Genomic DNA, 14,758 nt, shown 5'->3' with positions numbered 1-14,758 from the left:
CTCCCATTTGGAAAATGAACTCATTGGTCGCTTTCCTTTAAGCTTATTGAAATAAGTAGTACTCCTCTTTTTTCAAAAGGAGTACCCGACTGACCATCATTCTTTTGTTGATTTACGCTTGTTGCTGCAGCGATTGTTTCATTTCATCTACGTATGTAAGCAGCTCGTCTATATGAATCTCTTTCGCTTCTCCTGTGCAGCGAATCTTGCATTCGACAATGCCTTCTCCGGCTTTGGCGCCTACCGTAACCCGGATTGGCAATCCAATCAAATCCGCATCTTTAAACTTAACGCCGGCCCGTTCCGCACGGTCATCCAGCAGCACTTCATATCCCGCACGCTGGAGTGATTGATAGAGCGAAGCGGCGAGGTTTGCCTGTTCTTCATTTTTCATGTTAACAGGAACCACATGAATCTGATAGGGAGCCAGCGCCCAGGGCCATATCATCCCGTGTTCATCGTTGTTTTGTTCGACACAGGCGGCAACCGTCCGGGAAATACCGATGCCGTAACAACCCATCACCATGTTTTGCTCTTTCCCATTCTCATCCAGAAATTTGGCGCCCATCTTTTCACTATAGCGCGTGCCTAATTTGAACACGTGCCCTATCTCAATCCCGCGGGCAAAAGCAATCGTCCCTCCGCAGCGCGGGCATTCGTCGCCTTCCACAATATTTCGCAGGTCCGCATATTTGCTCACGGTAAAGTCTTTTCCCGGCGTTACATTTTTATAGTGGTAATCTTTTTCGTTAGCCCCTACGACCGCGTTGGTCATGTGCTGCACGGCAGCATCCGCCACAAGCGTAACCGAGTCAGGAAGGCCGATTGGCCCGATGAAACCAACCGGTATACCAAGCGCGGACATTTCCGCTTCTGTGGCCATTTCCAGCACGTTGGCATCAAAAAGATTTTTCACTTTCGTTTCATTGATTTCATGGTCACCGCGTACTAGAGCAATGACGAATTGGTCATCCGCTTTAAAAACAAGGGCTTTGATCAGTTGCCGCGCTTCCGCGCCAAAGTGATTCATAAGCTGTTCAATCGTTTTTACATCAGGGGTTGGAACTTTTTCTGCGGCACGCGATTCTTCGCGGGCGGAACCGGGCTTGTACACTACTTCCGCCTGCTCAAGATTTGCCGCATAACTACATGACGTACAATACGCGATCGTATCTTCCCCGATATCGGAAAGCGCCATAAACTCATGTGTCCCTTTACCACCGATGGCACCGGCGTCCGCTTCCACCGCACGGAATGTAAGCCCGGCCCGGGTAAAAATACGGGTATACGCGTCATACATGCTTTGGTAGCTCACATCCAGGCCGTCACGGCTCGTATCAAACGAATACGCATCTTTCATGATAAATTCGCGGGAACGAATCACGCCAAAGCGCGGGCGAACTTCATCACGGTATTTCGTCTGAATCTGGTAAAGATTAATCGGGAGCTTCTTATACGTATTCAAGTTGTCACGGACAAGCCCGGTCACGACTTCTTCGTGTGTCGGTCCAAGGACAAAATCCCGGTTATGCCGGTCCTTTAACCGCATGAGTTCAGGACCGTACGCGTCCCAGCGGCCGGTCTCTTTCCACAGCTCGGCCGGTTGAATGGCCGGCATCAAAATTTCCTGGGCGCCCGCGGCATCCATTTCCTCCCGGACAATCTGCTGTACTTTGCGCAGCACACGCTGGCCAAGCGGTAAATATGTGTACACACCAGACGCCAGCTGGCGCATCAGTCCGGCCCGCACCATTAATTGATGGCTGACGATTTCAGCTTCTGCAGGAATCTCCCTAAGTGTTGGGAGAAATAACTTCGACTGTTTCAAAAAACTCTACCTCCTAGGTGGCTGGACAACTCTTCTTTTCTTATGACAATTACAGCATGCTTAGAAAAATTTTTGAATATCATTCCATGTAACAACAAGGATTAATAGCATGAGGAAGGCAAATCCGAGAAAATGGACCATCCCTTCTTTCTGCGGGTCAACAGGCCGTCCACGCACCGCTTCCACTCCAAGAAAAACGAGCCGTCCGCCGTCCAATGCCGGCAAAGGAAGCAGATTCACGATCCCTAAGTTTACACTTAACGCGGCCGTCCATTGAAGCAGGATGACAAACCCGTTCTCAGCTGCTTTCGCCGTATAGTTAAAAATCCCGACAGGGCCTGACAAATCCTTAACCGGTACCTGGCCGGTAAACAGTTTGCCAAGACTCGTATAAATAAGTTTGGAGAAATCGTACGTTGTTTTTGCACCGTAGCTTGCTGCGCCTGTGAGCGATTTCGACAGCGGTTGGTAAACACCGATTTTACCGGTCTGACTCTGTGGGTCCTTAACCGGAACCACCCTTTTTTCCAACGTCATTCCATCCCGTTTGATCGTGAAAGCAAGCGGACGACCCGGAGAGCCACTGACAACAGATACCATATCCGTCCATCGGGAAATCGGTTTTCCGTTAATCGAAAGTACCTGGTCTCCTTCCATAAGGCCTGCTGCAGCCGCTGACCCGTTTGGAACGAGCTGTCCAATCATCGGGCGATCCACTGGAACCCCATACGCTAATCCCATAACGGTAAGCAGGATGAATGCGAGGATGAAGTTAAAGAGAGGCCCGGCAAAAATAGCGGCTGCACGCTGCCCGACCGTTTTGCTGCCGAATTGCCTGTCAAACGGAGCAATCTGCGTTTCCTGGTTCTGGCTGACAACCATCGCCTGCGGATGAACGGGATAGAACACGTCCTGTCCGTCTTCCGTGCCGCGAATCACGAGTTCCCTTTCCAGGTCGGCATGCTCTACAGTCATGACATGGGCTTTCGGATAATTGCGGATATCGGTTAAGATAATCCGGGCGATCTTTCCTTTGTGGTCAAATTCCAGACCAACATCCTGGCCTCGGTTAATCTCGATGACCTCGGGGTCTTCACCGGCCATTCGCACAAATCCGCCAATCGGAAGCAAACGGAGCGTATACCTTGTTTCACCCTTCACGAACGAAAACAGTTTCGGACCCATTCCAATCGCAAATTCACGGCAAAGAATGCCCGCTCGTTTGGCGAACAGCAGGTGCCCTAGTTCATGAAAAAATACGAGTGTTCCAAACACAAGAATTATGGATAAAACCTTTATTAACAAAACGGTTCCACCTTTCCTGTTTGTTTAACCTTCACCGGTTACATGATGGCTGAATGCTGCGTGACGCGCCCACCTGTCCACTTCAAAAATATCTTCAAGCGCCGGTTCCGCAATCAGATCATGCTTTGCCATCACTTCTGCTATAGTATCTTCAATAGCTAAAAAGCTAATTTCCCCCCGTAGAAAACGGGCCACAGCCGCTTCATTTGCACCGTTGAGTACCGCCGGCATCGTTCCGCCCCGCCTGCCCGCTTCGTATGCAAGAGCAAGGCACGGATACCGTTCAAAATTGAGTTCAGCAAAATGAAGCGTGGAAATCCTGACTAAATCCAGCGGTTCTGATGAAATCGAGAGCCGCTCCGGATACGTCAGCGCATATTGAATCGGAATCCGCATATCCGGTGTTCCCAGTTGAGCCATAATTGCATGGTCTTTAAACTCGACCATAGAATGAATAATACTTTCCTTATGCAGGACTGTCCGGATGCGCTCGTATGGCAGATTAAAGAGCCAATGCGCTTCCATTACTTCAAGTCCTTTGTTCATCATTGTTGCCGAATCAATGGTCACTTTAGCCCCCATACTCCAGTTTGGATGCTGCAGCGCCTGCCCGACCGTAACTTTTCCAAGCTGCTCCCGCGTTAAATCGCGAAACGAGCCGCCCGAAGCCGTTAAAATAATGCGCTCAATACAGCGGGGATATTCACCCTGTAAGCATTGAAAAATGGCGGAGTGTTCACTATCTATAGGTATGACGGGTACGTCCTTTTCTTTCGCTTTTTTCATCACAATATTTCCGGCCGTTACGAGGGTTTCTTTATTGGCCAGCCCGATCATTTTCCCCGCTTCAATTGCTTTCAGCGTGGGCACAAGCCCTGCGATGCCTACAATTGCAGAGACCACGAATTCTGCGTCCGGATGTACCGCAGCGGCCGTTACACCCTCTTCTCCATATAATACATCAATATCCGAAGGTAACTCCAATTTAATTTTTTCGGCCAGTTCCTTTGTTTCCACAGAAACAAGCTTGGGCCGAAATTCCATCGCCTGTTTTACTAGCAAATCGATATTTCGTCCGGCAGCCAGAGCTGCAACACAAAATCGGTCCGGATGCTGGCGTACGACATCCAGTGCCTGCGTCCCAATCGATCCTGTTGAACCGAGAATACTTATTCTTTTCATAATGTCCCCCTAAAACATGCGGCCTACAATAATTGTAAAAGGTGCAATGCCGGAAACACAACGATTAAACTGTCAAAGCGATCCAGTATACCCCCGTGTCCCGGCAAAATACTGCCGGAATCCTTTACATCGAGCGTACGCTTCACGGCCGACTCCATCAAATCCCCAATTTGTCCGCTAACGGACACGACTACTCCAAGAATAAGTGCCTTTGCAAGCGGAACGGAATGCAGGGAAAGAGCAAAAATAACCATCACGATAACCGTAAGCACAATCCCACCGAGCGAGCCTTCAACCGTTTTATTTGGGCTAATCGACGGCCACAATTTGGTTTTGCCAAAAAATTTGCCGGCAAAATACGCTCCGGTATCTGTAGCCCATGTCGAAAAAAGAATGGCCAGCGTTATGCCGAGCCCCTGAACCAGCCTCGTTTCATTCATAAAGTGAAACGCAATCCCTAAATAAATGCAGCTGAACAGTATATAGGCAACATGCCGGTATTGGATCCGATTTTTCGAAGCTACCGTAATAAAGAGAAACAGCAGCACAAATATATATAAAATATCGCCCCGAATGAATTCGCCCTGCCATACCATGCGAGGTAAAATCAGCAGCCAGAGCAGCAGCAGACCGGCTAATGCAGGCCAATCGAAAATTTTCATTTTATTCATCCGGATAAGTTCATAATACGCTATGGTAGCCATAAAAAAAATAAGGGAAGTAAACCAGACCCCTCCTGCATAGACGAGTAGAAGAAAACCAGCTCCTCCCACGATTCCCGTAATAATGCGTGTTTTCAAACACCCCACCCCTGATATGAGACCTAAGTAAGTGCTCCGTATCTTCTGCTCCGCTGCTGGTACTCCAGAATTGTTTCATAAAAATGATCGCGGGAAAAATCAGGCCAGTATACACCGATAAAACAGAGTTCGCTGTACGCCATCTGCCAGAGCATAAAATTGCTTAAGCGAAGTTCGCCGCTCGTTCGAATCAATAAATCGGGATCGGGCATCCCGCTCGTTTCTAAATAACGTCCAATCACATTTTCATCAATATCGCCTGCAGCCAGCCGTCCTTCCTGCACTTCGGCAGCGATTTCGCGCACGGCATTTACGATTTCGGCCCGGCTCCCGTAATTAAGCGCAAAGTTTAGAATCAGCCCGGTATTCCCTGCCGTCTTTTCTATCGCTTCACGAACAGCCTGCACGGTATAGGAAGGAAGATTTTCTTCATTGCCTACCATCCGGACCTGTACATTGCGCTCAATCAATTCATCAAGCTCGGCCATTAAGAACTGCCCCGGGAGACGCATAAGAAACTCAACTTCATCCGTTGGCCGTTTCCAATTCTCTGTGGAAAATGCATATAACGTCAGGTATTTCACGCCCAATTCATCCGCGGCACGGGTAATTTCAATGACTGTTTTCATCCCGGCCCGATGCCCGGCTACCCGCGGCAGCCCACGGCGCTTGGCCCATCTTCCGTTTCCGTCCATAATAATCGCCACATGTTCGGGGATATTGTCGCGATCAAGCTCCTTCCCCTTTGTCGTATTGTCGTTATTATGCATCCACCTCGACAGTTTATTAATCATACGCCAATCCCCCGTAAAAAAATATCATAAGCCCCCTCAGGAAGAGGGGGCAAGAACTTACACTTCCATAATCTCTTTTTCTTTTTCTGCTACCGTTTTATCCACTATATCAACAAATTTATCGGTTATTTTTTGCACCTGATCATGGTGGCGCTTCATTTCATCTTCTGTCAGGCTTCCGTCTTTCTCCAACTTTTTAATCGCATCATTTGCATCGCGGCGAATGTTGCGGATGGCTACCTTAGCCTCTTCCCCTTCTTTTTTCGCCAGTTTCACAAGTTCAGCGCGCCGCTCTTCGGTAAGAGCCGGGATGGAAATACGGATGACACTTCCGTCATTCGTAGGGGTAAGTCCTAAATCGGATTTTTGAATGGCTTTCTCGATCGGGCCGAGCAATGTTTTCTCCCACGGCTGGATGACAAGAAGGCGCGGTTCCGGAGCCGTAATATTGGCCGTTTGGTTCACGGGCGTCGGCGATCCGTAATAATCAACCACAATTTTATCCAGCAGGGCCGGTGTTGCCCTTCCGGCACGCAGTGTCGTCAGTTCACGCTTTAAAGCACCAATCGCCTTTTCCATTTTTTGCTCAGCATCCTTAATTATCTGTTGTGGCATGACATTAATCCCCTTTCACTATTGTACCAATTTTATCGCCCATAATTGCTTTTTTAATATTTCCTTCTTCCATAATGGAGAAGACAAGTAACGGAAGATTATTATCCATACACAGACTGGATGCGGTAGAGTCCATGACACCCAGGCCTTTGTTCAGCACTTCCAGATATGTGAGTGAATCAAATTTTTGCGCGTCCGGATCAATGGACGGGTCAGCGGTGTATACGCCATCCACTTTGTTTTTGGCCATCAGGATGACTTCTGCTTCGATTTCAGCCGCGCGGAGAGCTGCGGTTGTGTCCGTTGAAAAATAGGGGTTTCCTGTCCCTGCCGCAAAGATAACGACCCGGTTTTTCTCCAAATGGCGGACGGCTTTTCTTCGTATGTACGGTTCTGCAACCTGCCTCATTTCGATTGAGGTTTGTACCCGTGTAGGAACGCCTACTTTTTCCAACCCATCCTGCAGGGCCAAACTGTTCATAACGGTAGCGAGCATTCCCATATAATCAGCTGTTGTGCGGTCAATCCCTTTTTCACTGCCTGAAAGGCCACGCCAAATGTTCCCCCCACCTACGACAATGGCAACCTGCACACCGAGTTCGACAATTTCTTTGATTTGTACAGAAATTGATTGAATGACATTGGAGTCAATCCCGTAACCAATGTCACCTGCTAGGGCTTCTCCACTTAATTTTAATACAACGCGTTTAAATGCGGGAAGAGGCATGGAAAAACAACTCCAATCATACTTTATTTCTTGTTGGTCATATTTGTGCATTTCTTTGACTTTGTAAAATAGGGAACACAGTGTGTTCCCTATTTTTACATAAGCGATTCTTTTTCATTTTCAGGAGGCTTTATTGTTTTTTCGTTTGAGCCATAACTTCTTCTACGAAGTTATCCACCTTCTTTTCAATGCCTTCCCCTACTTCATAGCGCACGAAGCGGCTTACTTCCCCATTTTCTGCTTTCAGAAGAGCTTTTACCTTTTTGTCCGGGTCTTTAACAAAAGTCTGGTCTACAAGGCATACTTCTTCATAATATTTATTAATGCGGCCTTCTACCATTTTTTGCACAATATTCTCAGGCTTGCCTTCGTTTAGAGCCTGGGCAGTCAGCACTTCCCGCTCTCTTTCAAGCTCAGCCGTTGGCACTTCTTCACGGACAACATACGTTGGCTTAGCTGCCGCGACCTGCATGGCGAGGTCTTTCGCTAATTCTTCATTTTTAGAATTATTCAATACAAGCAGTACTCCAATGCGGCCGCCCATATGTAAATATTTACCGAACACTGCATTATCCGCTTTTTCTGCGACTTCAAAACGTCGGATCGACAAGTTTTCACCGATTTGCGCAATTTTTTCATTCAGCACTTCAGAAAGCGGAGCCCCGTTTCCTTTAAAAGGCTGGCCCAGCGCTTCTTCAACAGAAGACGGACGCTCGCTGATAATATGCTCGGCTACTTCCGTTACAAACGCCTTGAAATTTTCGTTTATAGCAACAAAGTCTGTCTCACAGTTGACCTCTACGATACAAGCCACATTGCCTTGTTCGATAACGCCTGTAAGCCCTTCTGCTGCAATGCGGTCAGATTTTTTCGCTGCTTTCGCAATGCCTTTCTCACGAAGAATATCAATCGCTCTTTCCATATCTCCGTCGGCTTCCTGCAAAGCCTTTTTACAATCCATCATGCCTGCGCCCGTTTTTTCACGCAGTTCTTTAACCATGCTTGCGCTGATCGCCATGTGCGGGTCCTCCTAGAATCATGTATATTTTTCCCCGGAGTGTAAGAAAAGGGTGGAAAAAGGTTTCAAAAACCTCAGGCCACCCTTTCCATTACCTACGGAATTTATGCATTAACTGCAGTTTCTTCACCTTGATTTGCTTCCAGAATCGCATCAGCGATTTTTCCGGTTAATAGCTTAACGGCACGGATCGCATCATCGTTACCTGGAATCACATAGTCAATTTCATCCGGATCACAGTTAGTATCGACAATTCCTACGATAGGAATACCAAGCTTGCGAGCTTCTGCGACCGCAATGCGCTCTTTACGCGGATCAATAACGAACATTGCATCCGGAAGGTCTTTCATGTTTTTAATACCGCCAAGGAATTTTTCCAGGCGTTCTTGTTCTTTGCGGAGTAAAATAACTTCTTTCTTCGGTAGCAGTTCAAACGTTCCATCGCTCTCCATTTGTTCAAGCTGGTGGAGACGAGCCACACGCTTCTGAATGGTGCTGAAGTTTGTTAATGTACCACCCAACCAGCGCTGGTTAATGAAATACATTCCGCAGCGTTCAGCTTCTTCAGCTACAGATTCCTGCGCTTGTTTTTTTGTGCCGACAAACAAAAGTTTGCCGCCTGCAGCTGCCACTTCGCGAACAAAGTTGTAAGCTTCATCAACTTTTTTCACTGTTTTTTGCAGGTCAATAATGTAAATCCCGTTACGTTCGGTGAAGATATAGCGAGACATTTTAGGGTTCCAGCGACGAGTCTGGTGACCGAAATGAACGCCCGCTTCGAGTAATTGTTTCATAGAAATTACTGCCATCTTCACGACACCTCCTCTAAATGGTTTTTTGTCAATCCTCCGCCTTTCTCATCTTTGAATGAAACTTAAAATTTTCGTTTAAGCACCATCATTCAAATTAAAAGGCGTGTGTATTTTCACACCGTTTGTAACTATACCATATTTGTTAATGAAAAGCAATAATCGAGATAACTGACGGCAAAAAAGTTTTATTGGTCATTTGCTTCATGCTTTTTCAGCATCTGGACGACCATTTCGACTTCACCGTTCCCGATGCCAAGCTTACGCGCGATTTCCTGAGTAGAATACCCCTTATAAAAAAGCGGAGGAATATCTTTATAATCGTCCCGTAAAAAGAACGCCGGTTTTACCTGGGCAGGTGCCGGTTTTTGTTCCGGCGGGCCCTGTTGCCATCCGGCAGCTAGCTGCTGAAGATGTTCACACCGGGTATACAGTGACCCCATTTCCCGGCGCAGGGCCGCCAGTTCGGACGCCTGTCCGTCTATTTTTTGATCGAGAGAGCGCTTCATTTGTGAGATAGACTGCATCATCTCTTTATTTTCGTGCTCAAATTCATCAAAAAAAGCGGCCATTTCATCATGCAGAGCGGGATTGTCCGCAGACAGCGGACGCCGCACCGTTCGAATTAATAAAAACAAAACGACAGCAGTAAGCAGTACGAGCCAGATTTCAATAAACATGTCATTCACCAACTATCTGTGTTAAAAGGTAATGTCAATCGTATGTCCCATGTAAGGGTGGAGCGCAGCGGAATCCTTTTGATCCTGTTTACTTTTGGCCGGATGCTGAGCAGATTTCTTTTGTTGTTGTTTCGTATCGCCTTTCTTCTGGTTGCGGTCCTTAATATGGCCTTCATCCGCTGATTGGGCAGACACGGGACGGGCTTGGTTCCGCTCCTCTTCCCTTTGCATCTGCAGACCAAGTTCCACCTGTTCCTGCCGTGGATGATGCTGTTGTTGGTCCTGGATTTTCCCTACTTCGTGAATACGAGGAATAGCGGTTTGCAATTCAATCGGCCGTAATGACATTTCTAATCACCCGCTTATAAAATATGTGATGAAATCTCACCGTCTTCTCCAAGGCGAAAATACATGCGGCTGCAATTTTCCTTTATAAATCTCACGGCTCGGCCAATAACCAGCTTTGTACCGCTGTACATGATGCCGGAGCACTCAATTCGAGCGTTCTCCGGGCCGTTCAATAAATGCTCAATTTCTTTCAACCGATCTTCTGAGGTTTCAATTTTCTTTTCTGCAATAAGCTTGCTGTTTAAAAACTTAATCCGTAAATTTTGCTTATCGGCAGGCAGCTTGCCCAATTGGGCCAGCATTTGATCGAGATAGGCAAGGCTTATTTCCGCCTTCTCTATTTCTTTCTTAGACTCACGAATTTCATTTCGCAGCTTTTCCTGCTCTTCACGCAGCTGTGGTTTTACCCCTACTTCGATCGTCGTCATTGTATTGGAACTGTTGCCGACAATTTTTGCGATTACCCGTTCCCCAGCTTGAACGGAACCGCCGACAATAAGCCCTTTGGTCGCTTTGCAAATAATGTCTCGCCCCGCTCTGACATCGCTGCGCATTATCGTTTGCGATACAATCACATCCTGCTCGGCGCTGGCTATTCCCTCCTGAATAAACGCAGTTTTAAGATCCACACCCGCCTGTACATATCCTTTATGATGGCCGATGATGCCCCCGGTAATTTCGATCGATCCACCCGCAATAAGCGTCGCACTTTCCACGCTCCCCATTACCCTGATATCACCGCCCGCCTTGATTACAAACCCGGGTTGAATGTTCCCACGTATCACGACATTTCCTACGAAATCAATGTTACCGACGCTGAAATCGACATCCCCTTTTACTTCGTAGACGGAAAAAACGTTCATTTTATTCTTTTCCGTAATGGATATTTGCCCATCGATGGCCGCATACGCGTGCATTTTTTCCTGATCGAGCAGGACGTTTTTGCCGATGCTAAAATGAACCTCCCTGCCGTCCTTCGCTTTAATCTCGTCCCCTGTAACCGCCATGCCCGGTTCCCCTTTGGTAGGAAGGATTTTCTTGGCCAGCATCTGTCCTTTGTTAATGTTCATCAAGGTAAGAACATTGTAGAAATCGACGGTTCCATCCTCTCGTTCCTTCGGTTTGTTCGTATGAATTTGTTCAAACGTATATTCGATGCGTCCGTTCTCACCCGCCACAGGGGCTTTTCCCCGCGCAACGACCACCGGCTGCCCCATGTATGAATGCGGATTATGCGCAATATCCTTTACTACCGCTTCTTCTATGCCGAACGTTACTTTTTTCTCTCTAAGTATATCCATCAGTTCTTCGGCCGTCATCGTTATATTTTCTCTATCCAGGAAGAGATCAAGTGTTGCTTCCAGTTTATCTTTCGAGATGGTTACGACAATCATTTCTGACAGAGGTTTATCCCCATGAGGTTCCTCCGCTTTCTTATCTGTTATTCCCACGGTCATCAGCCCTCTTTTCCCTTTGCTTCTTCTTTCGTTACTCTTTCAACAATGATTCTTTCGCTCGCGAAAGCGCCCCGCGCAGGCGAAAGATTGCCTTTGAATGCAATTGGGAAATTCTCGATGCTGACAGCCCCATAATTTCGGCAATCTCCGTAAGCGAACATTCTTCATAGTAAAAAAGGGTAACTACGTTTTTTTCTTTCGGGGGAAGCCTGTATATTGCCTCTCCGAGTATTTCTTTCTGCTGATCTTTGTGAAGCGCCGTCTCCGGTTTTTCCGCCCGTTCGTCAACAATAATGCTTTGCCGCGAATGTTTCTGATCTTCGTCGTCTTGAATCGGTTCATCAAGAGACAGAACGGATGCAAACGATATTTCCTGGAAGGTACGGTGTAGCTCTTCCACTGACATGCCTAAATACTCGCTTATTTCATCGTCCGAAGCGGAGCGCAGATTCTGCTGTTCAAGCACGGTGTAGGCCTCTTCAATTTTTTTTGCTTTATCCCGCACAGAACGCGGAATGATATCGACTTCACGCAATCCGTCAATCATCGACCCGCGAATTCGCCACATTGCATAAGTTTCAAACTGCAGCCCGCGCGTATAATCAAATTTTTTTAAGGCATCCAACAATCCAAAACGACCAAAGCTGACCAAATCGTCTCTATCAACCGTACCGGGAAGGCCGATCGAAAGGCGTGCGGCAACATAATTTACGAGCGGCAGGTATTGTTCAATCAAATCTATTTCTGCCTGGCGATCCCCCTGTTCCCGCCAGGCTTTCCACTTGTTTATATCGATGGCTTTTTTAGCTTTTCGCCCCACGCTGGACTCACCGCCTTCTAGTCATTTGATAACATCCGTAATGCCTTCACCACATCCTCCGGGCTCACGTCCGAAATTTCCTGGTTATCGCTAACCTTTGGAAAATCAAAGGGAGAGAATTCCTGGAAATTCACGTCTGTTGTCTTATCCGATGCCACATCCTGCGAAGGAGGTGGGTCGGAGGCCGGTGGTAAATCCGGTGTGACGAGATTTATGAACTGCCCTTTATCCGCCTCAAGTAAATGTCTGTTCTCTTCACCGATCAATTTGCTTCCCAGATAGCGCACAACAAACATAAGCAGAAAAAAAACCGCAAAAGCATTGAGAGCTCGCAGCAGGCTCTCTAAAAACAAATTATTTATGATGCTGAAAATGAATGTAAGAACACTGACGATGCCGGCAATATAAATATTCCATTTAAAAGAGCCCAGCCACATAGTTTATAATTCCTTTACCCCTTGATTTACTGTTCGAATAGACAATACTCCTGTACCACTATCTAATTCGATCGTGCGTCCGCAATTCCCTCCCGTATCCTCCGCAAGAATGGGAATGCGCGCCGAATTCAGCGCGATTTTACAAGCTTCCACATTTCGCGGTCCAATGCGCATCGTATCGCTGCCGGAAGAAAAAGCAAACATCTGCGCGCCGCCGGCGAGTTTGGCCACAAGTTTATACCGACTCGCCCCGGCTTTTTCCATATCATCAATTAATTTTGGGATCGCCGTATTCGCATATTTTGCGATATTGACGCTTCCCTTGCTTAATGATGAATCGGGCAGCATAACATGAGCCATTCCCCCTATTTTCGTTGTCGTATCAAACAATACGACACCCACGCAAGAACCCAGTCCCGTTGTACGTATTCGATCCGGAGATTTTGCAATATTTAAATCAGCCATTCCAACCTTTACAATGTTCATTCACTCGGAACTCCTAACGCTATAAAAAGTTGTTTTAAAGAGTCTGGCTCTGGAATTAAAAAGAAATGACCTTCCACCTCGTCGTTGCCTTCAAAAAACGCGGTATCAATGGTCAAGGCGTAATCTCCCTGATATCCAATCTCCATTAGCCCGTATGATAAAATCGCTCCCGCCATATCAATCGCAACCGCCGGTACGGATGGCTGCATATTTAATTTTGTAAAATCAGCCAGAGATGAAAGGTAGGACCCTGCCAGAATATTCCCGATTTCATTAAGAGCAGACAGCTCCATCTCGTCGAATTCTTCCGCTTCCCCAGTGTCGATGCCCATCAATTGTTTAATTAAATTTTTAGCCGATTCCACAGAGATGATAAAAAACATATGGGCGGGTATGTCACCAAATACACGCAATAAAACAGATACGACCACCGTTTCGGCCCCACCGACAAAATCAGCAATTTCATCAAAGGGAATGATTTTGACCTGGGGTACCTTCATATCAATTTCCTTCTGGATAAGCTTGGACAAAGCAGTAGCCGCATTCCCGGCGCCGATGTTGCCTACCTCACGCAGCACGTCAAATTGAAAGTCATCAAATGATTTCATGTTGTCCATGGCTACCCTTCAATGCTTTCAAGCTGTTTTAGTTCTTCCGTATTTAAAACTTTATCCAAATTCAACAGAATAAGAAGGCGTTTGGCGAGTTTGGCAACGCCGCGAAGATAAACGGCTTCAATTCCTCCAACTACTTCAGGAGGCGGTTCAATCGCGTTCACAGGAATATCAATCACATCATTCGCCGAATCAACAATAAGACCCACCTCAATTTCGCCGACACCTACAATAATGACACGCGTGGATTCATTATACTCGGCTTCCGCCAGCCCAAAACGCCGCCGTAAATCGACAATCGGTGTGACGACGCCGCGCAGATTAATAACCCCTTTCACAAACTTCGGTGTACGGGGGACGCGGGTAATGTGTTCCAGCCGTTCAATTGATTTTACCTGATCCACCTCAACCCCATACTCTTCATCCAATAACCGAAACACAATGACCTTAATCTCTTCTACTATTTCTTTGTGATCTAGCATGCTTTTTCCTCCCCTATTTAATCAGTGCATTGCAGTCAATAATGAGCGCCACCTGACCGTCCCCCAGAATGGTCGCGCCTGAGATCGCAAACACATTCACCAGGTATTTGCCAAGCGACTTGAGGACAATTTCCTGCTGGCCAATAAAGGAATCCACCACTAGTCCCGCCATTTTCTCCCCTTTACGGACGATAACAACGGAAATGTCTTTATCTTTCGGGATTCCGTTATCCGGGATAGAGAACAGCGATTTTAAGGAGACGAGTGGAACGACCCGGCCGCGGAAGTCAATCACATCCTGACGATGAGCGTGCATAATCTCATCCGGCGAGAAGACCGCGGTCTCAATGATCGAA

18 protein-coding genes are annotated in these 14,758 nt (G+C 47.1%); all 18 read right to left on the bottom strand.

All coding sequences use genetic code 11. From position 1 onward, the window contains the following. Positions 1-112: 112 nt before the first annotated feature. On the bottom strand, positions 113-1,828 hold the full coding sequence (locus tag H525_RS0100990; RefSeq protein ID WP_027414640.1) for a proline--tRNA ligase: 1,716 nt from the start codon (positions 1,826-1,828) through the stop codon (positions 113-115). Positions 1,829-1,888: 60 nt separating this feature from the next. Continuing rightward, positions 1,889-3,133: an RIP metalloprotease RseP gene (rseP, locus tag H525_RS0100985; RefSeq protein ID WP_027414639.1), complete on the bottom strand. Its 1,245-nt coding sequence runs from the start codon at positions 3,131-3,133 to the stop codon at positions 1,889-1,891. Between the two features lie 24 nt (positions 3,134-3,157). Beyond that, positions 3,158-4,315 carry a 1-deoxy-D-xylulose-5-phosphate reductoisomerase gene (locus H525_RS0100980; RefSeq protein WP_027414638.1) on the bottom strand — a complete coding sequence of 386 codons (1,158 nt, stop codon included), beginning with the start codon at positions 4,313-4,315 and terminating at the stop codon, positions 3,158-3,160. A gap of 23 nt (positions 4,316-4,338) precedes the next feature. Next, positions 4,339-5,115, bottom strand: coding sequence for a phosphatidate cytidylyltransferase (locus H525_RS0100975; RefSeq protein ID WP_027414637.1), 777 nt, complete (start codon positions 5,113-5,115; stop codon positions 4,339-4,341). A gap of 23 nt (positions 5,116-5,138) precedes the next feature. After that, complete coding sequence (locus tag H525_RS0100970; RefSeq protein ID WP_027414636.1) at positions 5,139-5,909, bottom strand: undecaprenyl pyrophosphate synthase; 771 nt, start codon at positions 5,907-5,909, stop codon at positions 5,139-5,141. Between the two features lie 57 nt (positions 5,910-5,966). Beyond that, positions 5,967-6,524 (bottom strand): ribosome recycling factor, encoded by a 558-nt coding sequence (gene frr, locus H525_RS0100965; RefSeq protein WP_027414635.1) that lies wholly within the window; start codon positions 6,522-6,524, stop codon positions 5,967-5,969. A gap of 4 nt (positions 6,525-6,528) precedes the next feature. After that, complete coding sequence (gene pyrH, locus H525_RS0100960; protein WP_027414634.1) at positions 6,529-7,251, bottom strand: UMP kinase; 723 nt, start codon at positions 7,249-7,251, stop codon at positions 6,529-6,531. Between the two features lie 130 nt (positions 7,252-7,381). Next, a complete protein-coding gene (gene tsf / locus H525_RS0100955; protein ID WP_027414633.1) occupies positions 7,382-8,269 on the bottom strand; it encodes a translation elongation factor Ts in 888 nt (295 codons plus the stop codon). 104 nt (positions 8,270-8,373) lie between these two features. Next, positions 8,374-9,078 carry a 30S ribosomal protein S2 gene (gene rpsB, locus H525_RS0100950; RefSeq protein ID WP_027414632.1) on the bottom strand — a complete coding sequence of 235 codons (705 nt, stop codon included), beginning with the start codon at positions 9,076-9,078 and terminating at the stop codon, positions 8,374-8,376. Between the two features lie 188 nt (positions 9,079-9,266). Beyond that, positions 9,267-9,758 (bottom strand): DUF6115 domain-containing protein, encoded by a 492-nt coding sequence (locus H525_RS0100945; RefSeq protein WP_027414631.1) that lies wholly within the window; start codon positions 9,756-9,758, stop codon positions 9,267-9,269. 21 nt (positions 9,759-9,779) lie between these two features. Further along, a complete protein-coding gene (locus tag H525_RS0100940) occupies positions 9,780-10,106 on the bottom strand; it encodes a hypothetical protein (RefSeq protein ID WP_027414630.1) in 327 nt (108 codons plus the stop codon). A gap of 14 nt (positions 10,107-10,120) precedes the next feature. Continuing rightward, positions 10,121-11,557 carry a flagellar assembly protein A gene (locus H525_RS0100935; RefSeq protein ID WP_162142459.1) on the bottom strand — a complete coding sequence of 479 codons (1,437 nt, stop codon included), beginning with the start codon at positions 11,555-11,557 and terminating at the stop codon, positions 10,121-10,123. Between the two features lie 37 nt (positions 11,558-11,594). Continuing rightward, positions 11,595-12,383, bottom strand: coding sequence for a FliA/WhiG family RNA polymerase sigma factor (locus tag H525_RS0100930; RefSeq protein WP_035099489.1), 789 nt, complete (start codon positions 12,381-12,383; stop codon positions 11,595-11,597). Between the two features lie 17 nt (positions 12,384-12,400). After that, complete coding sequence (locus tag H525_RS0100925) at positions 12,401-12,820, bottom strand: hypothetical protein (RefSeq protein ID WP_027414627.1); 420 nt, start codon at positions 12,818-12,820, stop codon at positions 12,401-12,403. Positions 12,821-12,823: 3 nt separating this feature from the next. Further along, positions 12,824-13,306, bottom strand: a complete 483-nt coding sequence (locus H525_RS0100920) for a chemotaxis protein CheD (RefSeq protein WP_027414626.1) — start codon at positions 13,304-13,306, stop codon at positions 12,824-12,826. After that, entirely contained in the window at positions 13,303-13,923 is a 621-nt protein-coding gene (locus tag H525_RS0100915; RefSeq protein WP_027414625.1) for a chemotaxis protein CheC, read from the bottom strand. The genes H525_RS0100920 and H525_RS0100915 overlap by 4 nt, the downstream gene beginning before the upstream one ends. A gap of 2 nt (positions 13,924-13,925) precedes the next feature. Further along, positions 13,926-14,402 (bottom strand): chemotaxis protein CheW, encoded by a 477-nt coding sequence (locus H525_RS0100910; protein WP_027414624.1) that lies wholly within the window; start codon positions 14,400-14,402, stop codon positions 13,926-13,928. A gap of 13 nt (positions 14,403-14,415) precedes the next feature. Further along, positions 14,416-14,758 (bottom strand): chemotaxis protein CheW (locus H525_RS0100905; protein ID WP_211236948.1); only part of this gene is annotated, 343 nt, incomplete at its 5' end.

It is taken from the genome of Aneurinibacillus terranovensis DSM 18919, from assembly GCF_000430625.1.
In the GTDB taxonomy this organism is placed as follows: domain Bacteria; phylum Bacillota; class Bacilli; order Aneurinibacillales; family Aneurinibacillaceae; genus Aneurinibacillus_B; species Aneurinibacillus_B terranovensis.
Note: the sequence above shows the minus strand (reverse complement) of the source record. Positions and strands in the feature narration are given on the sequence as shown.

Bases quoted from the DNA above. Each gene is read 5' to 3' on its own strand.
- H525_RS0100915 (WP_027414625.1), bottom strand. From the start codon at position 13,923: ATGGACAACATGAAATCATTTGATGACTTTCAATTTGACGTGCTGCGT.
- H525_RS0100925 (WP_027414627.1), bottom strand. From the start codon at position 12,820: ATGTGGCTGGGCTCTTTTAAATGGAATATTTATATTGCCGGCATCGTC.
- H525_RS0100980 (WP_027414638.1), bottom strand. From the start codon at position 4,315: ATGAAAAGAATAAGTATTCTCGGTTCAACAGGATCGATTGGGACGCAG.
- H525_RS0100910 (WP_027414624.1), bottom strand. From the start codon at position 14,402: ATGCTAGATCACAAAGAAATAGTAGAAGAGATTAAGGTCATTGTGTTT.
- H525_RS0100970 (WP_027414636.1), bottom strand. From the start codon at position 5,909: ATGATTAATAAACTGTCGAGGTGGATGCATAATAACGACAATACGACA.
- H525_RS0100920 (WP_027414626.1), bottom strand. From the start codon at position 13,306: ATGAACATTGTAAAGGTTGGAATGGCTGATTTAAATATTGCAAAATCT.
- H525_RS0100945 (WP_027414631.1), bottom strand. From the start codon at position 9,758: ATGTTTATTGAAATCTGGCTCGTACTGCTTACTGCTGTCGTTTTGTTT.
- H525_RS0100940 (WP_027414630.1), bottom strand. From the start codon at position 10,106: ATGTCATTACGGCCGATTGAATTGCAAACCGCTATTCCTCGTATTCAC.
- pyrH (WP_027414634.1), bottom strand. From the start codon at position 7,251: ATGCCTCTTCCCGCATTTAAACGCGTTGTATTAAAATTAAGTGGAGAA.
- rpsB (WP_027414632.1), bottom strand. From the start codon at position 9,078: ATGGCAGTAATTTCTATGAAACAATTACTCGAAGCGGGCGTTCATTTC.
- frr (WP_027414635.1), bottom strand. From the start codon at position 6,524: ATGCCACAACAGATAATTAAGGATGCTGAGCAAAAAATGGAAAAGGCG.
- tsf (WP_027414633.1), bottom strand. From the start codon at position 8,269: ATGGCGATCAGCGCAAGCATGGTTAAAGAACTGCGTGAAAAAACGGGC.